An 18,071-nucleotide genomic window follows, 5' to 3' on the forward strand; every position below is an offset into this window, starting at 1 on the left:
TGCAAGGAAACCTGAATACGTTCGAACACCCCGCCTCAATCCCCCGCCCCCGCGGCCGATAACGGTCATGTCACCGCTGCTCCCGCTCAGCACCGGCGGCTCCACCCACCACGACCCGGGTCCTGCTCGATGAATCTCCTGCATCGCTGGCAACACTACTTCAGCAATCTCTCCGTCCGACGCAAGCTCAATCTGCTCACGCTGCTGATCGCGCTCGGCGTGATCGCGCTCTCGGTGATCGCTGCCCGCATGCAGTACCTGGACCTGACCGATACCCGCAAGTCTTCGCTGAAGACCCAGGTCGAGCTGAGCTACGGCATCCTCGACCACTACCACCGCCTCGCCGGATCCGGTGAACTCAGCGAAGACGCCGCCAAGGCCGCCGCACTGCAGGCGCTGGAAGTCATGCGCGCGCAGAACGACACCTATTACTACAACATCTACGACACCGGCTATCACGTGCTCATGCACCCGTTCCGCAAGGATCTGGTGGGCAAGGACATGAAGGATTTCCGTACTGCCGATGGCGTTCGCATCTACTACGACCAGATCGAGGCGGCCAAGGCCGGCGGCGGGTTCGTGGCCTATCGCTGGGCCAAGCCCGGCGAGAAGGGCGAGGTCGAAAAGGTGGCCTACGCCGGCCTGTTCAAGCCCTGGAACTGGGTGGTCAGCAGCGGCGTCTACATGGACGACGTGCAGCAGCAGGCACTGGTCTTCACCGCCGTCATGACCCTGGCCGGCGGCGTGCTGGTGCTGATCGTGCTCGCATTGAGCTGGGTCATCGGCAACCGCATCGCACGACCGCTGAAGCAGGCCACCGCTGTGGCCGAAGGCATCGCCAGCGGCAAGCTGGACAGCCATATCGGTCCGCAGCCGCACGACGAAACCGGTCGCCTGCTCGAAGCCATGTCGCGCATGCAGCAGCAGCTGCACGCGGTCATCAGCGGCCAGCGCGAGATGGCACGCCGCCACGACGGCGGTGAGCTCAGCTACCGCATCGACGCCAGCACCTTCCCCGGCGAGTACGGGCTGATGGTGCAGGAAACCAACGCCCTGGTCGGCGGCCACGTGCAGACCCTGCACGATGTGCTGAACGTCGTGCAGCAGTACGCCGTCGGCGACCTCAGCGCCGACATCGCCCGCTACCCGGGCGAAAAGGCGGCGATGACCACCACCGTCGACACCGTCAAGGCCAACCTCGGCCGCATCAATGCCGAGATCAAGCAGCTGGCCAGCGCCGCAGCCGCGGGCGACTTCAGCCAGCGCGGCGACGCCCAGCGCTTCGATCACGATTTCCGCACCATGCTGGAAAACCTCAACGCCATGATGGCGGTCAGTGATGAGAACCTCGGCAAGCTCTCGCAGCTGCTGTCGTCCATCGCCGACGGCGACCTGACCGCACGCATGCACGGTGACTACCAGGGCGTGTTCGCGCGCATGCGTGACGATGCCAACGCCACGGTCAGCCAGCTCACCCAGATCGTTGGCCAGATCCAGCTCAGCGCCTCCAGCATCACCCTGTCGGCCGGCGAGATCGCCTCGGGCAACAGTGATTTGTCGCGCCGCACCGAGCAACAGGCGGCCAACCTGGAAGAAACCGCCGCCTCGATGGAGGAGCTGACCTCCACCGTGCGCCAGAACGCTGAACACGCGCGCCAGGCCAACCAGCTCGCTATCGGCGCGCATGGCGTGGCCTCGCAGGGCGGCAGCGTCGTTGGCCAGGTGGTCACTACGATGTCGGCCATCGAAGCGTCCTCGAAGAAGATCGCCGAGATCATCTCGGTCATCGACGGCATCGCCTTCCAGACCAACATCCTGGCGCTGAACGCGGCAGTCGAAGCCGCCCGTGCCGGCGAACAGGGCCGAGGCTTCGCCGTGGTCGCCAGCGAGGTGCGCACCCTCGCCCAGCGCTCGGCCGCCGCCGCCAAGGAGATCAAGAGCCTGATCGACGAATCGGTCGGCAAGGTCGCCGAAGGCTCCAGCCTGGTGCACCAGGCTGGCAGCACCATGGGCGAGATCGTCGCGTCGGTGCAGCGCGTGACCGACATCATGGCCGAGATTTCTGCTGCCTCGCAGGAGCAGTCCGCCGGCATCGAGCAGGTCAACCAGACCGTGGTGCAGATGGACGAAACCACCCAGCAGAACGCCGCGCTGGTGGAAGAAGCCACGGCGGCAGCACGGGCGATGGAAGACCAGGCTGCGCAGCTTGCCGATGCCGTGGCGATCTTCCGACTCGACAACCAGGTCGCTGTCGCAGTGAAGGCGGTGACTGCCAAGGTCGCGCCGAAGGTTGCCAGCGCCGCGCCTTCGCGGCCGTTGTCGACGCCCGCACCGATCCGCCGTACCCACTCCAGCACCGTCGTCTCCAACGACGGCGACTGGCAGGAATTCTGATCCTTGCGGCGGCTCAGGCCGCCGCCCCGCCGATGGACACGTCACCCGTGCAGAGCCCTACCCCCATCGTCAGCGGTACACGCGAATTCGAGTTCGCCGACCGTGATTTCCGCCGCGTCTGCGACCTGATCTACCAGCGCGTGGGCATCGCTCTCGCCCCGGCCAAGCGCGACATGGTGTATGGACGCCTGTCGCGCCGGCTGCGCACGCTGGGCATGCGCAGCTTCCAGCAGTACCTGGACCACCTGGAACAGGGCGATGGTGACGAGTGGCAGGCATTCACCAATGCGCTGACCACCAATCTCACTGCGTTCTTCCGCGAGCCGCACCATTTCGACAAGCTGCGCGAGGAGCTGCAGCAGCGCAACGGCCGTGGCCCGCTGCTGCTGTGGTCATGCGCTGCCTCCACCGGTGAGGAGCCTTACTCGATGGCGATCACCGCCTGCGAAGCGTTCGGTACCCTGAAACCACCGGTGCGCATCGTCGCCACCGACGTAGACACCCAGGTGCTGGCCACCGCCGGGCGCGGTGTCTACAACATCGATCGTGTCGCCGGCCTTGATCCGGACCTGCGTCGACGCTACTTCCAGCGCGGCAGTGGCCCCAACGAAGGCCAGTGCCGCGTACTGCCGGCGCTGCGCGAGCTGATCGAGTTCCGCCCGCTCAACCTGCTGGCGCCGCGCTACGACGTCGGCGGCCCGTTCGATGCGCTGTTCTGCCGCAACGTGATGATCTACTTCGACAAGCCGACCCAGCGCGCGATTCTCGGCCGTCTGGTCAACCATCTGGCCGACGACGGCCTGCTCTACACCGGCCACTCGGAGAACTACCTGCACGCCGCCGACCTGATCCAGCCCTGCGGTCGTACCCTGTATCGACGCGCGCAGGGAGCCGGCGCATGAATGCATCGCTGCGCACCGATGATGTGATGCGCTACCAGGACGCACGCTTCAAGACCATCGCCGCCAAGCTGCTGCCGACCCAGTACCTGGTGGTGGATGACACCACTGCGCTGACCACAACGCTTGGCTCCTGCGTGGCGGCATGCCTGCGCGACCCGGTGCTGAAGATCGGTGGCATGAACCACTTCCTGCTTCCTGAAGGCAACGCTGGCGATGGCGCGCCCGCACGTTACGGCAGCTATGCAATGGAACTGCTGATCAACGACATGCTCAAGCGTGGTGCGCACCGCAAGCGCATCGAGGCCAAGGTGTTCGGCGGCGCCAACGTGCTGAAAGGCTTCACCAGCAACCCGGTGGGTACGCGCAACGCCGAGTTCGTGCGCCAGTACCTGCAGGCCGAGCACATCCCGATCCTGGCCGAAGATCTGTGCGGCATCCATCCGCGCAAGATCTGGTTCTTCGCCGATACCGGCCGCGTCGTCGTACAGCGCCTGCCGCACGCCCACGAAGCGGAAGTGGCCGCGACCGAATCGGCCGTGCGCGCACGCCTGTCCAAGGCCCCGGTCACCGGTGGCGTGGAGCTGTTCGAATGACCCTGACCGGCAACGCCCCCTGCCGGGTCCTGATCGTCGACGATTCCGCCGTCGTACGGCAGATGCTTACCGAAATCCTGTCCAGCGATCCGGCCATCGACGTGGTCGGCACCGCGGCCGATCCGCTGCTGGCCCGCGAGAAGATCAAACGCCTGGCCCCGGACGTGATCACCCTGGACGTGGAAATGCCGCGCATGGATGGCCTGGCGTTCCTGGAAAACCTGATGCGCCTGCATCCGCTACCGGTGGTGATGATCTCCTCGCTGACCGAGCGCGGTGCCGACACCACCCTGCAGGCGCTGGGCCTGGGCGCGGTGGATTTCGTCTCCAAGCCCAAGCTCGATGTGGCCCGTGGCCTGCAGGCCTATGCCGATGAAATCATCGCCAAGGTGAAGATGGCTGCGCGCTCGCGGGTGCGCCCACTGGTGCGCGTGGCCACACCGAAACTCACGCTGGACGCCGCCCCTGCCCTGCGTCCGGCAGCAACGCAGTTCCGCACCACGGATCGTCTGATCGCCATCGGCTCGTCGGCCGGTGGTACCGAAGCACTGCGCGTGGTGCTGGAAGGCATGCCCGCCGATGGTCCCGCGGTGGTGATGACCCAGCACCTGCCGGCCAGTTTCAGCACCGCCTTCGCCGAGCGCCTGGACCGCCATTCGGCGATGGCCGTGCGCGAAGCCAGCGATGGTGAAGCCGTGCTTCCCGGCCACGCTTACCTGCCACCGGGCGGCAAGCATCTGCGGATCATCCGCGACGGTGCGCGCTGGCGCTGCCGTGTGGATGACGGCCCTGCAGTCAACCGGCACAAACCGGCAGTGGACGTGCTGTTCCGTTCGGTGGCGCAGGCCGCCGGCGGCAATGCCATCGGCGCCATCCTCACCGGCATGGGCGATGACGGCGCACGTGGCCTGCTGGAAATGCGCCAGGCGGGCGCGCCCACCCTGGTGCAGGACGAAGCGACCAGCGTGGTCTGGGGCATGCCGGGTGCCGCGTTCAAGCTCGGCGCCGCCGAGGAACAGGTGCCGCTGGAACGCATTGCCGAGCGTCTGCTGGCACTGGCCCGAGGCTGACCGTCCACCGCATCGCACCGCCTCATCCTGTCTTTCAAACGCCGGCCCCGGAAGGGTCGGCATGGCTGTTTTGTTTCTCAAGGAGCTTGACCATGGCCCCGCGCCGTATCCCCACCCGAACGCCACTACTGGCTGCCGCGCTGTTGGCCCCGCTGATGGCCGCCGCCGATGGGCTGCCGTCATCGCCGCAGGCCACGCCGACCGCTGCCCCCGCCACCGATGGTGCCGCAGCTTGGACCGAGCGCGTCCAGATCCAGAGCGGTCCGGATACCGGATCGCAGCGTGTGCACGCACCGGATGTAGCACTGCGCATCGTTACCCCCGATGACAGCGAGGCGCTCACCCCCAAGGGGCTGGCACTGCTCTTCAGCGGCAATGAGCCGGACTACTTCCGGCGCAACACCCTGCCCGGCAGCATCGTCGAGAGCCAGGCCAGCCCCGCCATCACCCTCATGCCGTCGGTGGCCAAGGCACTGGTGGGCGGCTACTTCAGGCACTTCCCCGACGCTGTCCCCAAACAAGTCAGCACCCTTCGCTTCAGCGCAGACAGATGGGCCCTGGTGCACCAGGGCAATACGCGCAAGGATCCCCTCTACCGCCTCAATCACTCCAGCACCATCCAGCAGCGCCGAGCCGACGGCACGCTGGCGGAAATCATCAGCTGCAATGACAGCGACAACCGGGCGACTCTGGACGCATGGCAAGCCGATGATTACGCGCGGCTCAAGGCGGCCGCGCAGATGATCACGATGAAATGCATCGAGAAGCTGGTCAAGAGAATCCCCGCGATGTATCCGCGCCCGTTGGCAGGTGGAGATCTTACGGCCTACGCCGACGGCGCCGCGCCGCCGGCACGGGTGCGCATCTACGCCGCCCTGGGGCGGACCACCACCCTGTACACCGATGCCGCCTGCCGCGAAGACTACCGCGACAGGATCGACGTCAAGTACAACAACGCCGGCGACAAGGGCGTGCTCGGCATCCCCGTCACGGAAACCCTGCGCAGCAAGGAGAACGAGCGCTTCTCCATGCTCAGCTACCAGGAATACGAAGTACCCGGTGGCAAGCCGCTGATCTTCGAGGCCCGCTTCGATGCAAGCAGTCGCTTGTACTGCGACGGCAAGCTGTCTGGCCAGTTCGTTGCCAGGCCGGGCCAGGACTATGAAGTGGAATTTGAAGTGGCCGACAAGATGTGCCGGCTGCATATCCGCCAGGTGCATGCCGACGGCAGCATGACACCGCAGCAGGCACGGGCGACCCCCACCATTTGTGAGGGCACCCGCGCGCCGGTGCGCATCGAGCCACGCCAGGACATGCAGGTACTGCTGTTCAGCCCTGGCCAACTGCAGATCCAGGATGCCAACCAGAGCAGCGCGCCGAAGCAGCTGAGCGACGATGCGGGCAGCAGCGAGGCACTGCAGCAGCTGCTGCAGCAGGCCAGCGGCACACCCGGCACGCGCTTGTGCGTGGTGCTACCGGCCACGGACTACAGCAGCGTCCTGCACGATGCCGTGCGCCAACGCGTGCTGGATGCACCGCAGGTATTGCCCAGCCTGTGGGAGGAAACGGCAACGCTGAACCAGCGCCGCAATGCCGCCGCCAATGCCCCGGTCGACATCGCCGCTGCGGTCACCCATTGCAAGGCGTTCCCGATCAAGGAATTCGCGGCGCACTGAGCTATTGCCCGCTGGCCCACGACGGTCAGCAGGCTTCAACCACCAGGGTGCGTCCTGCACCTCATTCCCGCTTTTCCAAGGAGTTCCACCGTGGCATTACGCCCAACCTGCCTCACCGCCGCGATCGCGGCCAGTCTGCTGCTGGCTCCCTCGGCCCATGCCAGCGACGAAACTCCCGTGCCCACGCCCGTCGCCGCCGCTGCGGTCACGAGTGAAGGATCATCCGATCCGGCAACGGACGCCACGCCCGTAACCGACGGCGTCGAGGCAGCACCGGCAGCGGTTTCCGCGGCCGAACCCGCTGCCGCGGATGTCGCAGCGGCGACGACGCCCGCGCTGGACTACAGCAGCCTGCAGCGCATCAAGATCACGTCCGGGCTGGGGGTTGGTCCCAACGGCAATCGTTTGGGCGATCCCGTGCTGCGCCTGGTGATGCGTGCCGACACCGCTGCCGTCACCGTAGCCAAAGTCGGGCTGTCTGCGCTGGCGTTCGTCACTGGCGTGGGTGACATCGGCACCAGCAACAGCTTCAGCAAGAACAACGTGCGCGGCGAAAACATCGGCGCCGTGCCCAGTCCGTCGTACGGACTGTTGCCCAGCATGATCCGCGAACAACTGGCGATCTACTTCGCGGCCCATCCCGGCGCCATTCCCAGTGATGAGCGCACGGTCGAAGCCAGCGCCGGTCAGTGGTCGCTGGTGTACCAGAAGCTCAGTGATGCCGACACGCCGTATGAGCTGCGCCACGACGCCACCATCGGCTTCCCGGTGGTGCGCAAGCTGTTCCGCAGCGCCAGTGGCGGCCAGGGCGTGCACTGCCAGGACGAAGCACGGGTTGCCCCGTTGCAGGAATGGCAGGCCGACGACTACGCCAAGGCCAAAGCGGCTTCGCGTGAGTTTGCCGACGCCTGCATTGCACGTTTCGTGGCTGAGCTGCCGCGCCTGTTCCCTGACCATGGCGTGTTGCCGCAGCCTGCGGAGCAAGCCGAGCTCCCGGCAGAAGCACCCGCCGCTACCGAGGCCTGAGTCAAGGCACACCTGCACCTTGGTAGTGCCGGCCGCTGGCCGGCAGCACTCCTGACCCCGCGCATCTGCCGGCCAGCGGCCGGCACTACCGCATCAGGCAGCGCCCCTCCCGGCCACATCCCGGTGCAGCTCGACCTGGACCAAATCCATCGGGCCTGCCGCTGCAATATGCGCTTCACGGTTGCTTGAAGCTCACCGGGATCCGGACGTGCCCCGGCACCGGCACGCCATTCTTCCTGGCGGCGGTGTACGTCCATTTCTTCACTGCCATCAGTGCCGCCTCATCCAGCACGGCCCAGCCGCTGCTTGTTTCCACGACGGCATCAGCAAGCGTGCCGTCGGCGGCCACGTGGCACACCACGATCACCTCGCCCTGCAAACCGTCCCGATAGGCCTGGCCCGGATAGATCGGGGCCTTGCCGTATCGCGATGACAGGTCCAGCGCCGCCGGGCCGTCCTGCGGCTCGACTGCAGCTTGCCCGGTAGCGGCTGTCGTCGGCACCGGCTCGCACGCCACCAAGCAGAACGACACCGGCAACCGCATCACGCCGGCCACCCGTTCGCCGTCGCGCACGGCCGCCTGATAGTCCCAGCGTTGGCTCGCCTTGACGTAGGCCGCATCGATGGCCTCCCAGCCGCTGCTTTCGATCACCTTCGTCGATGTCCACTCGCCCCGCGCATCCACATGCATTTCCAGCAGCAGTGACTTCCTGCCCGGGGGAACCTTCTTGTATACCGCCGCCGGGAACCATGCGGGGTTGTTCGCCATTGAACTGATGCCCACCGTCGGTGGATCTTCATAGGCGGCTGCGACGGATGCCACGCACAACAGTGCGACACCGGCCATCGATCTCACGAGCGCACGGAATGAACGACAGCGAACGGCGTCGGAGAGGGTCGGCACAGCAACGGGGCGCATGGAATGCTCCGGACGGACAGCCCGATAGCAGAACATGAACGCGGAAACGTGTCACCCATCGGTCAGGCCAGGTGATGCGTGGAAGACGATGCAGCAAACAGAAAACCCCCGGCTTGCACCGGGGGTTCTTCGTTTCAACGGGCTGCCGGCCAGCGGCCGGCACTACCCTCAGGCAGCGACCGTCTTGGCCACGTCCTGGTATTCCTCGATCTGGTCGAAGTTCATGTAGCGGTAGATCTCCGCGCCGCTGGCGGCGATCACGCCCACATCGGCCATGTACTCTTCCTTGGTCGGGATGCGGCCCAGACGCGAGCAGATCGCAGCCAGTTCGGCCGAACCCAGGTACACGTTGGTGTTGCGGCCCAGACGGTTCGGGAAGTTGCGGGTCGAGGTCGACATCGCGGTGGAGCCTTCGCGGATCTGCGCCTGGTTGCCCATGCACAGCGAGCAGCCCGGCATTTCCATGCGTGCGCCGGTGGCGCCGAAGGTGCCGTACACGCCTTCCTTGGTCAGCTCGGACGCATCCATCTTGGTCGGCGGTGCCACCCACAGGCGGGTCGGCAGGTCGCGCTTGCCTTCCAGCAGCTTCGCAGCGGCACGGAAGTGACCGATGTTGGTCATGCACGAACCGATGAACACTTCGTCGATCTTGGCGCCAGCGACTTCGGACAGGGTCTTCACGTCGTCCGGGTCGTTCGGGCAGGCCACGATCGGCTCGTGGATGTCGGCCAGGTCGATCTCGATGACGGCGGCGTACTCGGCGTCGGCATCCGGCTCCAGCAGTTCCGGGTTGGCCAGCCACGCTTCCATCTTCTCGATACGGCGCTGCAGCGAACGCGGATCCTGGTAGCCCTCGGCAATCATCCACTTCAGCAGGGTGATGTTGCTGGTCAGATACTCGATGATCGGTTCCTTGTTCAGGCGCACCGAGCAACCGGCCGCCGAACGCTCGGCCGAGGCATCGGACAGTTCGAACGCCTGTTCGACCTTCAGTTCCGGCAGGCCTTCGATTTCCAGGATGCGACCGGAGAAGATGTTCTTCTTGCCGGCCTTGGCCACAGTCAGCAGGCCCGACTTGATGGCGTACAGCGGGATCGCGTTGACCAGGTCACGCAGGGTCACGCCCGGCTGCATCTTGCCCTTGAAGCGCACCAGCACCGATTCCGGCATGTCCAGCGGCATCACGCCGGTGGCAGCGGCGAAGGCGACCAGGCCCGAACCGGCCGGGAACGAAATGCCCACCGGGAAACGGGTGTGCGAGTCGCCACCGGTACCGACGGTGTCCGGCAGCAGCATGCGGTTCAGCCAGCTGTGGATCACGCCGTCGCCCGGGCGCAGCGAGATGCCGCCACGGGTGGAGATGAATTCCGGCAGGGTGTGGTGGGTCTTCACGTCCACCGGCTTCGGGTAGGCGGCGGTGTGGCAGAACGACTGCATCACCAGGTCGGCCGAGAAGCCCAGGCAAGCCAGGTCCTTCAGCTCGTCGCGGGTCATCGGGCCGGTGGTGTCCTGCGAGCCGACCGAGGTCATCTTCGGTTCGCAGTAGGTGCCCGGGCGCATGCCCTGGCCTTCGGCCAGGCCACAGGCGCGGCCGACCATCTTCTGCGCCAGCGAGAAGCCCTTGCCGGTGTCGACCGGCTGCACTGGCAGGCGGAACAGATCGGTCGGGGCCAGGCCCAGCGCTTCACGCGCCTTGCCGGTCAGGCCGCGGCCGATGATCAGCGGAATGCGGCCACCGGCGCGCACTTCGTCGAACAGCACGTCGGACTTGACCTGGAACTCGGCGATCACTTCACCGTTCTTCAGCGCCTTGCCGTCGTACGGACGCAGCTCGACGACATCGCCGTGCTCCATCTTCGACACGTCCAGCTCGATCGGCAGCGCGCCGGCATCTTCCATGGTGTTGTAGAAGATCGGAGCGATCTTCGAGCCCAGGCAGACGCCACCGGCGCGCTTGTTCGGGATGAAGGGAATGTCATCGCCGGTCCACCACAGCACGCTGTTGGTGGCCGACTTGCGCGAGGAACCAGTGCCGACCACGTCGCCGACGTAGGCCACCAGATGGCCCTTGTCCTTCAGGTCGAGGATCTGCTGGATCGGGCCGCGCTTGCCGTCTTCTTCCGGGGTGAACGGCGCATCGTCGCGCTTGTTCTTCAGCATCGCCAGGGCGTGCATCGGGATATCCGGGCGGGTGGTCGCGTCCGGCGCCGGCGACAGGTCGTCGGTGTTGGTTTCGCCCGGCACCTTGAACACGGTGACGGTAAGGCTCTGCGGCACTTCCGGGTTGCTGGTGAACCACTCCGCATCGGCCCAGCTCTGCAGCACGGACTGGGCGTTGGCGTTGCCGGCCTTGGCCTTTTCCTGCACGTCATGGAAGGCATCGAACACCAGCAGGGTCTTCTTCAGGCCGTTGGCGGCGATGGTGCCGACGCTGGCGTCGTCCAGCAGCTGCACCAGCGGAGCGACGTTGTAGCCGCCGAGCATGGTGCCCAGCAGTTCGGTGGCGCGCTCGCGGCTGATCAGCGGGTTCTGCTCGCTGCCCAGCGCGATCGCGGCCAGGTACGAGGCCTTGACCTTGGCAGCGTCATCGACGCCGGCCGGTACGCGGTGGGTCAGCAGGTCGAGCAGGAACTCGGCCTCTCCCTGCGGCGGGTTCTTCAGCAGTTCGATGACATCGGCCGTCTGCTGCGCGGTCAGCGGCAGGGGCGGGATGCCAAGCGCAGCGCGCTCGGCGACGTGGTGGCGGTAGGCTTCCAACATGACAACTCCCGGGTAATGCGTAGGTTGAAAAAAATGGGCTCAGGCTTGCGGCACGATCAGCTTCAGGCCCTTGAAGTAGTCGCGGTAAAACGTATCGTTCCAGGTGATCAGGCCATCGCACTGCAGCAGTGCGTGAGCGCCGACCATGAATTCGTCCAGGCTGCGGCGGCTGCCGCTGCGTTGGCGGTGGCGCCGGTGCATTTCACCGGCGCGCAATGCGGACTTGGCCTCCATCGGATTGAAGTGCACGCCCATTTCCTCCAGCGCTTCAAGCACTTCGGCACCTCCGCGCAACGAAGCGCAGACCTCCGCCAAGGTGGCGCCGCACACCACCACGCGGCCACCGACCAGGCTCTGCCGCAGCATCGCCTCGACCGCGTCGGCCTGCGGGCCATTGCTGAGCAGTTCGACCAGCACCGGTGAATCGACGGCGATCATCACGGCTTATTCCTCGTCCCGCACCGCGCGCACGGCGGCCTCGGAAGATTCGAATCCATCCAGCGCGAACTTGCCGCGGGCGCGTGAGATCGCATCGTCCACGCTCTTGCGCAGGATGATGCGGCTGCCATCCAGCTCGACCTTCAGCAAGGTGCCCTTGGTCAGGCCCAGCGCGTCGCGCACGGCTTTGGGAAGGGTGATCTGCCCGCGTTCTGCAACAGTGGCTTCCATCGGTAGGCCCTCCAGAGTATGCACAAATTATACATACTTCCCCGGGCATACTTCCACCCTGAACCGGACAGGCGAACCGTCAGCCCCTGCCTCGCAAAGGATCGGCCACAAACGTGACATACGCCATACACCTTCCTCTGTAGTCTTGAACCGATGCCGCAGGCCGGACCCGGCCAGGTGAATCCATTCAGTTACGGGTTCATACTGGGACGACCGGGGCCGCAAGGCCTGCGGCGACCGCAAGCAGGCCCGTCCATGTACGGGCCACTGCAAGCCATCCGCAACAGGAGTCATCCCGCATGAGCGATTCGTTCTCCACCCGCAGCCAGCTGAACGTCGGCGGCAAGACCTACGACTATTTCAGCCTGCCCACGCTGGGCCAGCGCTTCGATATCTCCCACCTGCCCTACTCGATGAAGATCCTGCTGGAGAACCTCCTCCGGCACGAGGACGGCGGCGCCACCGTCGGCCCGGACCACATTGAAGCCGTCGCCCGCTGGAACCCGACCGCCGAGCCGGATACCGAGATCGCCTTCATGCCCGCGCGCGTGGTGCTGCAGGACTTCACCGGCGTGCCCTGCGTGGTCGACCTGGCCGCGATGCGCGATGCGGTGGTCAAGCTGGGCGGCAGCCCGGAGCAGATCAACCCGCTGATTCCCTCCGAACTGGTCATCGACCACTCGGTGCAGGTCGACGTGTTCGGCAAGCCCGACGCGCTGGACCTCAACGGCAAGATCGAGTTCCAGCGGAACCAGGAACGCTACGGCTTCCTGCGCTGGGGCCAGAAGGCCTTCGACAACTTCAAGGTGGTGCCGCCCAACACCGGCATCGTCCACCAGGTGAACCTGGAAAACCTGGCCCGCGTGGTGATGACCGCGGACAAGGATGGTAAGGCGGTTGCCTATCCCGACACGGTGTTCGGCACCGACAGCCACACCACCATGATCAACGGCATCGGCGTGCTCGGCTGGGGCGTAGGCGGCATCGAGGCTGAAGCGGCCATGCTCGGCCAGCCCTCGTCGATGCTGATCCCGCAGGTGGTCGGCTTCAAGCTGACCGGCAAGCTGCCCGAAGGCGCCACCGCCACCGACCTGGTGCTGACCGTCACCCAGATGCTGCGCAAGCTCGGCGTGGTCGGCAAGTTCGTCGAGTTCTATGGCGACGGCCTGCAGCACCTGCCACTGGCCGACCGCGCCACCATCGGCAACATGGCTCCGGAATACGGCGCCACCTGCGGCATCTTCCCGATCGACAACGAATCGCTCACCTACCTGCGCCTGTCCGGCCGCAGCGAAGAGCAGATCGCTTTGGTCGAAGCCTATGCCAAGGCGCAGGGCCTGTGGCACGACGCCAACAGCCCGCACGCCCAGTACAGCACCACGCTGGAACTGGACATGGGCACGGTGAAGCCGTCGCTGGCCGGCCCCAAGCGCCCGCAGGACCGCGTGCTGCTGGAAGACGTGCAGAAGAACTACCGCGATGCCCTGGTCGGCATGACCGCCAACCGGGACAAGCGCAGCGACGATGTATCGACCTTCGTCAATGAAGGCGGCGGCGCAGCAGTAGGCAACGAGCAGTTGGCCAAGGGCTTCGCCGACATCGAGATCGAGAACCGCAAGGTACGGCTGAAGGACGGCGCAGTGGTCATCGCCGCCATCACTTCGTGTACCAACACCTCCAACCCGGCGGTGATGATCGGTGCCGGCCTGCTGGCCCGCAATGCGGCCGCCAAGGGCCTGGACCGCAAGCCCTGGGTGAAGACCTCGCTCGGCCCAGGTTCGCGCGTGGTCACCGACTACCTGGAAAAGGCCGGCGTGCTGAAGGAGCTGGAGAAGATCGGCTTCTACGTGGTCGGCTATGGCTGCACCACCTGCATCGGCAACTCCGGCCCGCTGCCGACCGAAGTCAGCGCCGGCATCGCCAGTGGCGACCTGGTGGTCACCTCGGTGCTGTCGGGCAACCGCAACTTCGAGGGCCGCGTGCATCCCGAAGTGAAGATGAACTACCTGGCCAGCCCGCCGCTGGTGGTGGCCTACGCCATCGCCGGTACCACGGACATCGACCTGACCACCGAACCGCTCGGCACCGGCAGCGATGGCCAGCCGGTATACCTGCGTGACATCTGGCCCAGCAACAAGGAAATCGGCGATGTCATCGCTGCGACGGTCGGCCCGGAAATGTTCAAGCAGAACTACGCCGACGTGTTCAAGGGCGATACCCGCTGGAACACCATCGCCTCGCCGGACGGCAATCTGTACGAGTGGAGCGATGCCTCCACCTATATCAAGAACCCGCCGTACTTCGATGGCATGACCATGCAGGTCGGCAGCATCGACGACGTGCACGGCGCGCGCGTGATGGGCCTGTTCGGTGATTCGATCACCACCGACCACATCTCCCCCGCAGGCAACATCAAGAAGGACTCGCCTGCAGGCCGCTTCCTGCAGGAGCGCGGCGTGCAGCCGGCCGACTTCAACAGCTACGGCAGCCGCCGTGGCAACGATGACGTCATGGTCCGCGGCACCTTCGCCAATATCCGCATCAAGAACCTGATGTTCGGTGGCGAAGAAGGTGGCAACACCCTGTACTACCCGGCCAACGGCGGCCAGCCGGAAAAGCTGGCGATCTACGATGCGGCGATGAAGTACAAGGCCGACAACGTGCCGCTGGTGGTGCTGGCCGGCAAGGAATACGGTACCGGTTCGTCGCGTGACTGGGCGGCCAAGGGCACCCTGCTGCTGGGGGTGAAGGCGGTGATCGCTGAGAGCTTCGAGCGCATCCACCGTTCCAACCTGGTCGGCATGGGCGTGCTGCCGCTGCAGTTCCGCAACGGTGAGAACGCGCAGTCGCTGGGCCTGGACGGATCGGAAGTGCTCGATGTCACCGGCCTGCAGGACGGCGCCAGCAAGCGTGCCACGGTCACCGCGACCAAGGCCGATGGCACGAAAAAGACCTTCGAGGTCTCGGTGATGCTGCTGACCCCGAAGGAAGTCGAATACTTCCGCCACGGCGGCCTGCTGCAGTACGTACTGCGCCAACTGGCCAGCAAGTAACGCCTGACCTGTAGAGCCGAGCCATGCTCGGCTGCATTGCCACCAACCGCAGCCGAGCATCGGCTCGGCTCTACAGAATCACTGCCTTACGGCCTGACACCATAGATCCGCCAGGGCGCCTCGCTCGGCCCGACGTCATAGATCAGGCTTCGCAGCCCCTCCGGCATCATCGACTCGCCGTGCGCGGCGCCGACATTGAGCACGGTCACCACCATCTCGAACGCTGCATGTGGCGCCTGGCCGATGCGCGAACAGACCACACCGCGCTCGCCCGGATGCACCCGCGGGGTGAAGCCATCACCACACTGCACGCCTATGAACCGGTAGCCGCGATCCTCATCGCTGCCCGGCATCAGCGCATGCGCGGCATAGGACACGCGCCCCTGCCCGCCCGAATAGGCCGGCACCTTCACCCTGAACTGACCTGCGTCCCCCACTGCCAGCACCGGAAAGTCCAGCTGTCGCAACGGCGGCGGAAGCGGCTCGGCACTCAACGGAACCGTGGCGGACAGCAACAGGCCACAGAGGCATCGTTTCATCGGGATCTCCTGCTTGAAGAGACCCCATGGTCGATCACGACGCTATGCGACGTATCTAGGAATGCAACGAAATGTGGCGGGCACCGACCCACGTCGATACCCGCGCAGCGCCGGCACTCAGCGCCGCGGTGCGTCCGGGTCCGTGCGCAGCGCCTTCAGCAGGCCCCACATGTAGAGCGCCAGGATGGCCGAGAACGGCAGGCCGCACAGCACCACCGCCGTCTGCATCGCGCTGAAGTTGCCGGCCAGCAGCAGACCGACACTGGCCACAGTGATGCCCACCGCCCAGAACACGCGCAGCCAGATCGGCGCGTCATGCCCATCCTCCACCCCATCATCGACGCGGCGCGTGCACAGATTGGCAATCATCAGCGTGCCCGAATCGACCGGGGTCAGGAACAGCACGAACCCGATCACCACCGCAGCACCGGCGACATAGGGCGCTGCGGGCAGGTACTCCAGCAGCTTGAACAGGGTCATCGCCGCGTCATGCTGGGCCACTTCGCCCAGCACCGCCTGGCCATGGTTCAGCACCAGATCGATGGCGGTGTTGCCGAAGATCGACAGCCACGCCAGGGTGAAACCCAGCGGAATCAGCAGCACGCCCATGATCACTTCGCGGATGGTGCGACCGCGTGAGATGCGCGCTACGAACAGGCCCACGAACGGCGCCCAGGCAATCCACCAGGCCCAATAGAACAGCGTCCACGAGCCCATCCACTCACGCCCCTTCGGGTCGTTGAGGTACATGTCGAAGCTCTTGCGCACGAACGCACCGAGGTAGTCGCCGGTGTTCTGCACCAGACCATCGAACAGGTGCAGGGTCGGCCCGGTCACCAGCACGAACAGCAGCAACAGGCACAGCAACCGCACATTGAGGTTGGAGAGCCAGGCGATACCCTTCTCCACACCGGCAACGACGCCGATGGTGGCCACCACCATCATCACCAGCACGATCGCCACCAGCACCTGCGGCGTATCCGGGATGTGGAACAGGTAGACCAGGCCGGACTGCACCACCAGCGCACCGATGCCGAGGTTGGTGACCATCGAGATCAGCGTCGCCAGGATGCCGAAGCCATCCACCATGTCGCCGATACGGCCGTGGATGCGCTCACCGAAGATCGGATACAGCGCCGAACGCAGCGCCAGCGGCAGGTTACGGCGATAAGCGAAGTAGCCCAGCGCCACGCCGACCAGCGCGTACAACGCCCAGCCGTGCAGGCCCCAGTGCAGGAAGGTCAGCACCATCGCTTCGCGGCCGGCCGCAACGGTGCCGCCGGGCTGCCCGGGCGGGTTGAGGAAATGGTCCAGCGGCTCGTAGGCGCCGTAGTACAGCAGCGCGATGCCGATGCCGGCCGAGAACAGCATCGATACCCAGGCCACGTAGCCGAACGCCGGCGATTCCTCGTTATGGCCCAGGCGGATGCGGCCGTACGGGGAGAACGCCAGCCACAGCACGAACGCCAGGCAGGCCACGATCAGCAGCATGTACCACCAGCCGAACGCCGCCGAGACCTCGGCCTGCGCCAATTGCAGCCAGTGCTCGCTGGCCTCCGGGAAGAACACGGTCAACGCACCGAGGATGCCGATGGAGATCGAAGAACTGAAGAACACGAAACGGTTCAAGCGCAGGGGCGAGCGCTTGGGATGAGCCAGGGAAGACATGGGATCGTCTCATCAGTCCAAGGGGGCACATGGGCGGGGCCGGACCGGAAACCGGGCCCATGGCGTGGGGGCGCGACCGGCATCGTAGGGTTTATTGATTGAACGTTCAATCAATAAAAAGTATGATCTGCACCAGCCCGGCATTCCGGGTCGCAATCCGTGGAGAGACAATGCCGAAGAAAGGCGTGGAACCGGTCCGTCGCGAGCAGCTGATCCGGGCCACTTTCCAGACCATCGACGAGATCGGCATGGCCGATGCTACCGTCGCCACCATCGCGAAGAAGGCCGGCCTGTCCAGCGGCATCGTTGCCCACTACTTCGGCGACAAGGACGGCCTGCTCAATGCCGCAATGCGGCAGATCCTGCGTGAGCTGAAGGCCGCTGTCGCCCGCTACCGCGATGCCGCAGCCGACGACGCACGTTCACAGCTTCGCGCCATCGTTGATGGCAATTTCGACGACAGCCAGACCAACGGGACCGCCATGCGTGTATGGCTGACGTTCTGGGCCGCGAGCATGCACCAGCCGGAACTGACCCGGTTGCAACGCGCCAACGACCAGCGCCTGTTTTCCAACCTCTGCCACCAGTTCAACCGCCAGCTACCGCATGCGCAGGCACGCCTGTCCGCACGCGGACTGGCCGCGATGATCGACGGCCTGTGGCTTCGCGGCAGCCTGGTCGGCGGTGATTTCAACGCTGACAAGGCCCGCCGCATCGCCTACGGCTACATCGATTTCCAATTGCAGGCCAACGCGCCCTGAGCGCGCTGCGACCCCGCCCCACCCCTTCCAGGAGTACGCCG

The 18,071-nt window shown here is 65.7% G+C and carries 14 protein-coding genes; 8 read left to right on the forward strand and 6 right to left on the reverse strand.

Going from position 1 to position 18,071, the window contains the following annotated elements; genetic code table 11:
* Window positions 1-129: 129 nt before the first annotated feature.
* From HUT07_RS09840 to HUT07_RS09865, 6 genes are all read left to right on the forward strand, one after another.
* Window positions 130-2,394 (forward strand): methyl-accepting chemotaxis protein, encoded by a 2,265-nt coding sequence (locus HUT07_RS09840; protein ID WP_176020790.1) that lies wholly within the window; start codon window positions 130-132, stop codon window positions 2,392-2,394.
* Window positions 2,395-2,426: 32 nt separating this feature from the next.
* The gene (locus tag HUT07_RS09845) at window positions 2,427-3,296 is read left to right on the forward strand and encodes a CheR family methyltransferase (RefSeq protein ID WP_132825192.1); all 870 of its coding nucleotides are present in this window, start codon (window positions 2,427-2,429) and stop codon (window positions 3,294-3,296) included.
* A complete protein-coding gene (cheD, locus tag HUT07_RS09850; RefSeq protein ID WP_025878962.1) occupies window positions 3,293-3,889 on the forward strand; it encodes a chemoreceptor glutamine deamidase CheD in 597 nt (198 codons plus the stop codon). Before HUT07_RS09845 ends, cheD begins: the two co-directional genes overlap by 4 nt.
* Window positions 3,886-4,959, forward strand: a complete 1,074-nt coding sequence (locus tag HUT07_RS09855) for a chemotaxis response regulator protein-glutamate methylesterase (protein WP_089240973.1) — start codon at window positions 3,886-3,888, stop codon at window positions 4,957-4,959. The genes cheD and HUT07_RS09855 overlap by 4 nt, the downstream gene beginning before the upstream one ends.
* Window positions 4,960-5,051: 92 nt before the next feature.
* On the forward strand, window positions 5,052-6,635 hold the full coding sequence (locus tag HUT07_RS09860; RefSeq protein ID WP_176020791.1) for a hypothetical protein: 1,584 nt from the start codon (window positions 5,052-5,054) through the stop codon (window positions 6,633-6,635).
* A gap of 90 nt (window positions 6,636-6,725) precedes the next feature.
* On the forward strand, window positions 6,726-7,661 hold the full coding sequence (locus HUT07_RS09865) for a hypothetical protein (protein WP_176020792.1): 936 nt from the start codon (window positions 6,726-6,728) through the stop codon (window positions 7,659-7,661).
* A 175-nt stretch (window positions 7,662-7,836) separates the two neighbouring features.
* On the opposite strand, the gene HUT07_RS09870 is transcribed toward HUT07_RS09865, so the two are convergent.
* The 4 genes from HUT07_RS09870 to HUT07_RS09885 all read right to left on the reverse strand — a co-directional run bounded on the left by HUT07_RS09870 (window position 7,837) and on the right by HUT07_RS09885 (window position 12,009).
* A complete protein-coding gene (locus HUT07_RS09870) occupies window positions 7,837-8,580 on the reverse strand; it encodes an energy transducer TonB (RefSeq protein WP_176020793.1) in 744 nt (247 codons plus the stop codon).
* Window positions 8,581-8,748: 168 nt separating this feature from the next.
* Window positions 8,749-11,340: a bifunctional aconitate hydratase 2/2-methylisocitrate dehydratase gene (gene acnB / locus HUT07_RS09875; RefSeq protein ID WP_176020794.1), complete on the reverse strand. Its 2,592-nt coding sequence runs from the start codon at window positions 11,338-11,340 to the stop codon at window positions 8,749-8,751.
* A 39-nt stretch (window positions 11,341-11,379) separates the two neighbouring features.
* Complete coding sequence (locus HUT07_RS09880) at window positions 11,380-11,778, reverse strand: type II toxin-antitoxin system VapC family toxin (protein WP_100465270.1); 399 nt, start codon at window positions 11,776-11,778, stop codon at window positions 11,380-11,382.
* Window positions 11,779-11,784: 6 nt separating this feature from the next.
* The gene (locus HUT07_RS09885; RefSeq protein ID WP_099554759.1) at window positions 11,785-12,009 is read right to left on the reverse strand and encodes an AbrB/MazE/SpoVT family DNA-binding domain-containing protein; all 225 of its coding nucleotides are present in this window, start codon (window positions 12,007-12,009) and stop codon (window positions 11,785-11,787) included.
* A gap of 299 nt (window positions 12,010-12,308) precedes the next feature.
* On the opposite strand from HUT07_RS09885, the gene acnA reads away from it, so the two are divergent.
* Window positions 12,309-15,062: an aconitate hydratase AcnA gene (gene acnA, locus HUT07_RS09890; RefSeq protein ID WP_176020795.1), complete on the forward strand. Its 2,754-nt coding sequence runs from the start codon at window positions 12,309-12,311 to the stop codon at window positions 15,060-15,062.
* A gap of 86 nt (window positions 15,063-15,148) precedes the next feature.
* Here acnA and HUT07_RS09895 read toward each other — a convergent pair whose 3' ends face one another.
* Together HUT07_RS09895 and HUT07_RS09900 are read right to left on the reverse strand one after the other, a co-directional pair.
* Window positions 15,149-15,601 carry a hypothetical protein gene (locus HUT07_RS09895; protein ID WP_176020796.1) on the reverse strand — a complete coding sequence of 151 codons (453 nt, stop codon included), beginning with the start codon at window positions 15,599-15,601 and terminating at the stop codon, window positions 15,149-15,151.
* 117 nt (window positions 15,602-15,718) lie between these two features.
* Entirely contained in the window at window positions 15,719-17,269 is a 1,551-nt protein-coding gene (locus HUT07_RS09900) for a BCCT family transporter (RefSeq protein ID WP_176020797.1), read from the reverse strand.
* 170 nt (window positions 17,270-17,439) lie between these two features.
* Here HUT07_RS09900 and betI point away from each other — a divergent pair, with 170 nt between their 5' ends.
* Window positions 17,440-18,030 carry a transcriptional regulator BetI gene (gene betI / locus HUT07_RS09905; RefSeq protein ID WP_099818365.1) on the forward strand — a complete coding sequence of 197 codons (591 nt, stop codon included), beginning with the start codon at window positions 17,440-17,442 and terminating at the stop codon, window positions 18,028-18,030.
* The last annotated feature ends 41 nt before the right edge of the window (window positions 18,031-18,071 follow it).

This window comes from Stenotrophomonas sp. NA06056 (assembly GCF_013364355.1).
Lineage (GTDB): Bacteria > Pseudomonadota > Gammaproteobacteria > Xanthomonadales > Xanthomonadaceae > Stenotrophomonas.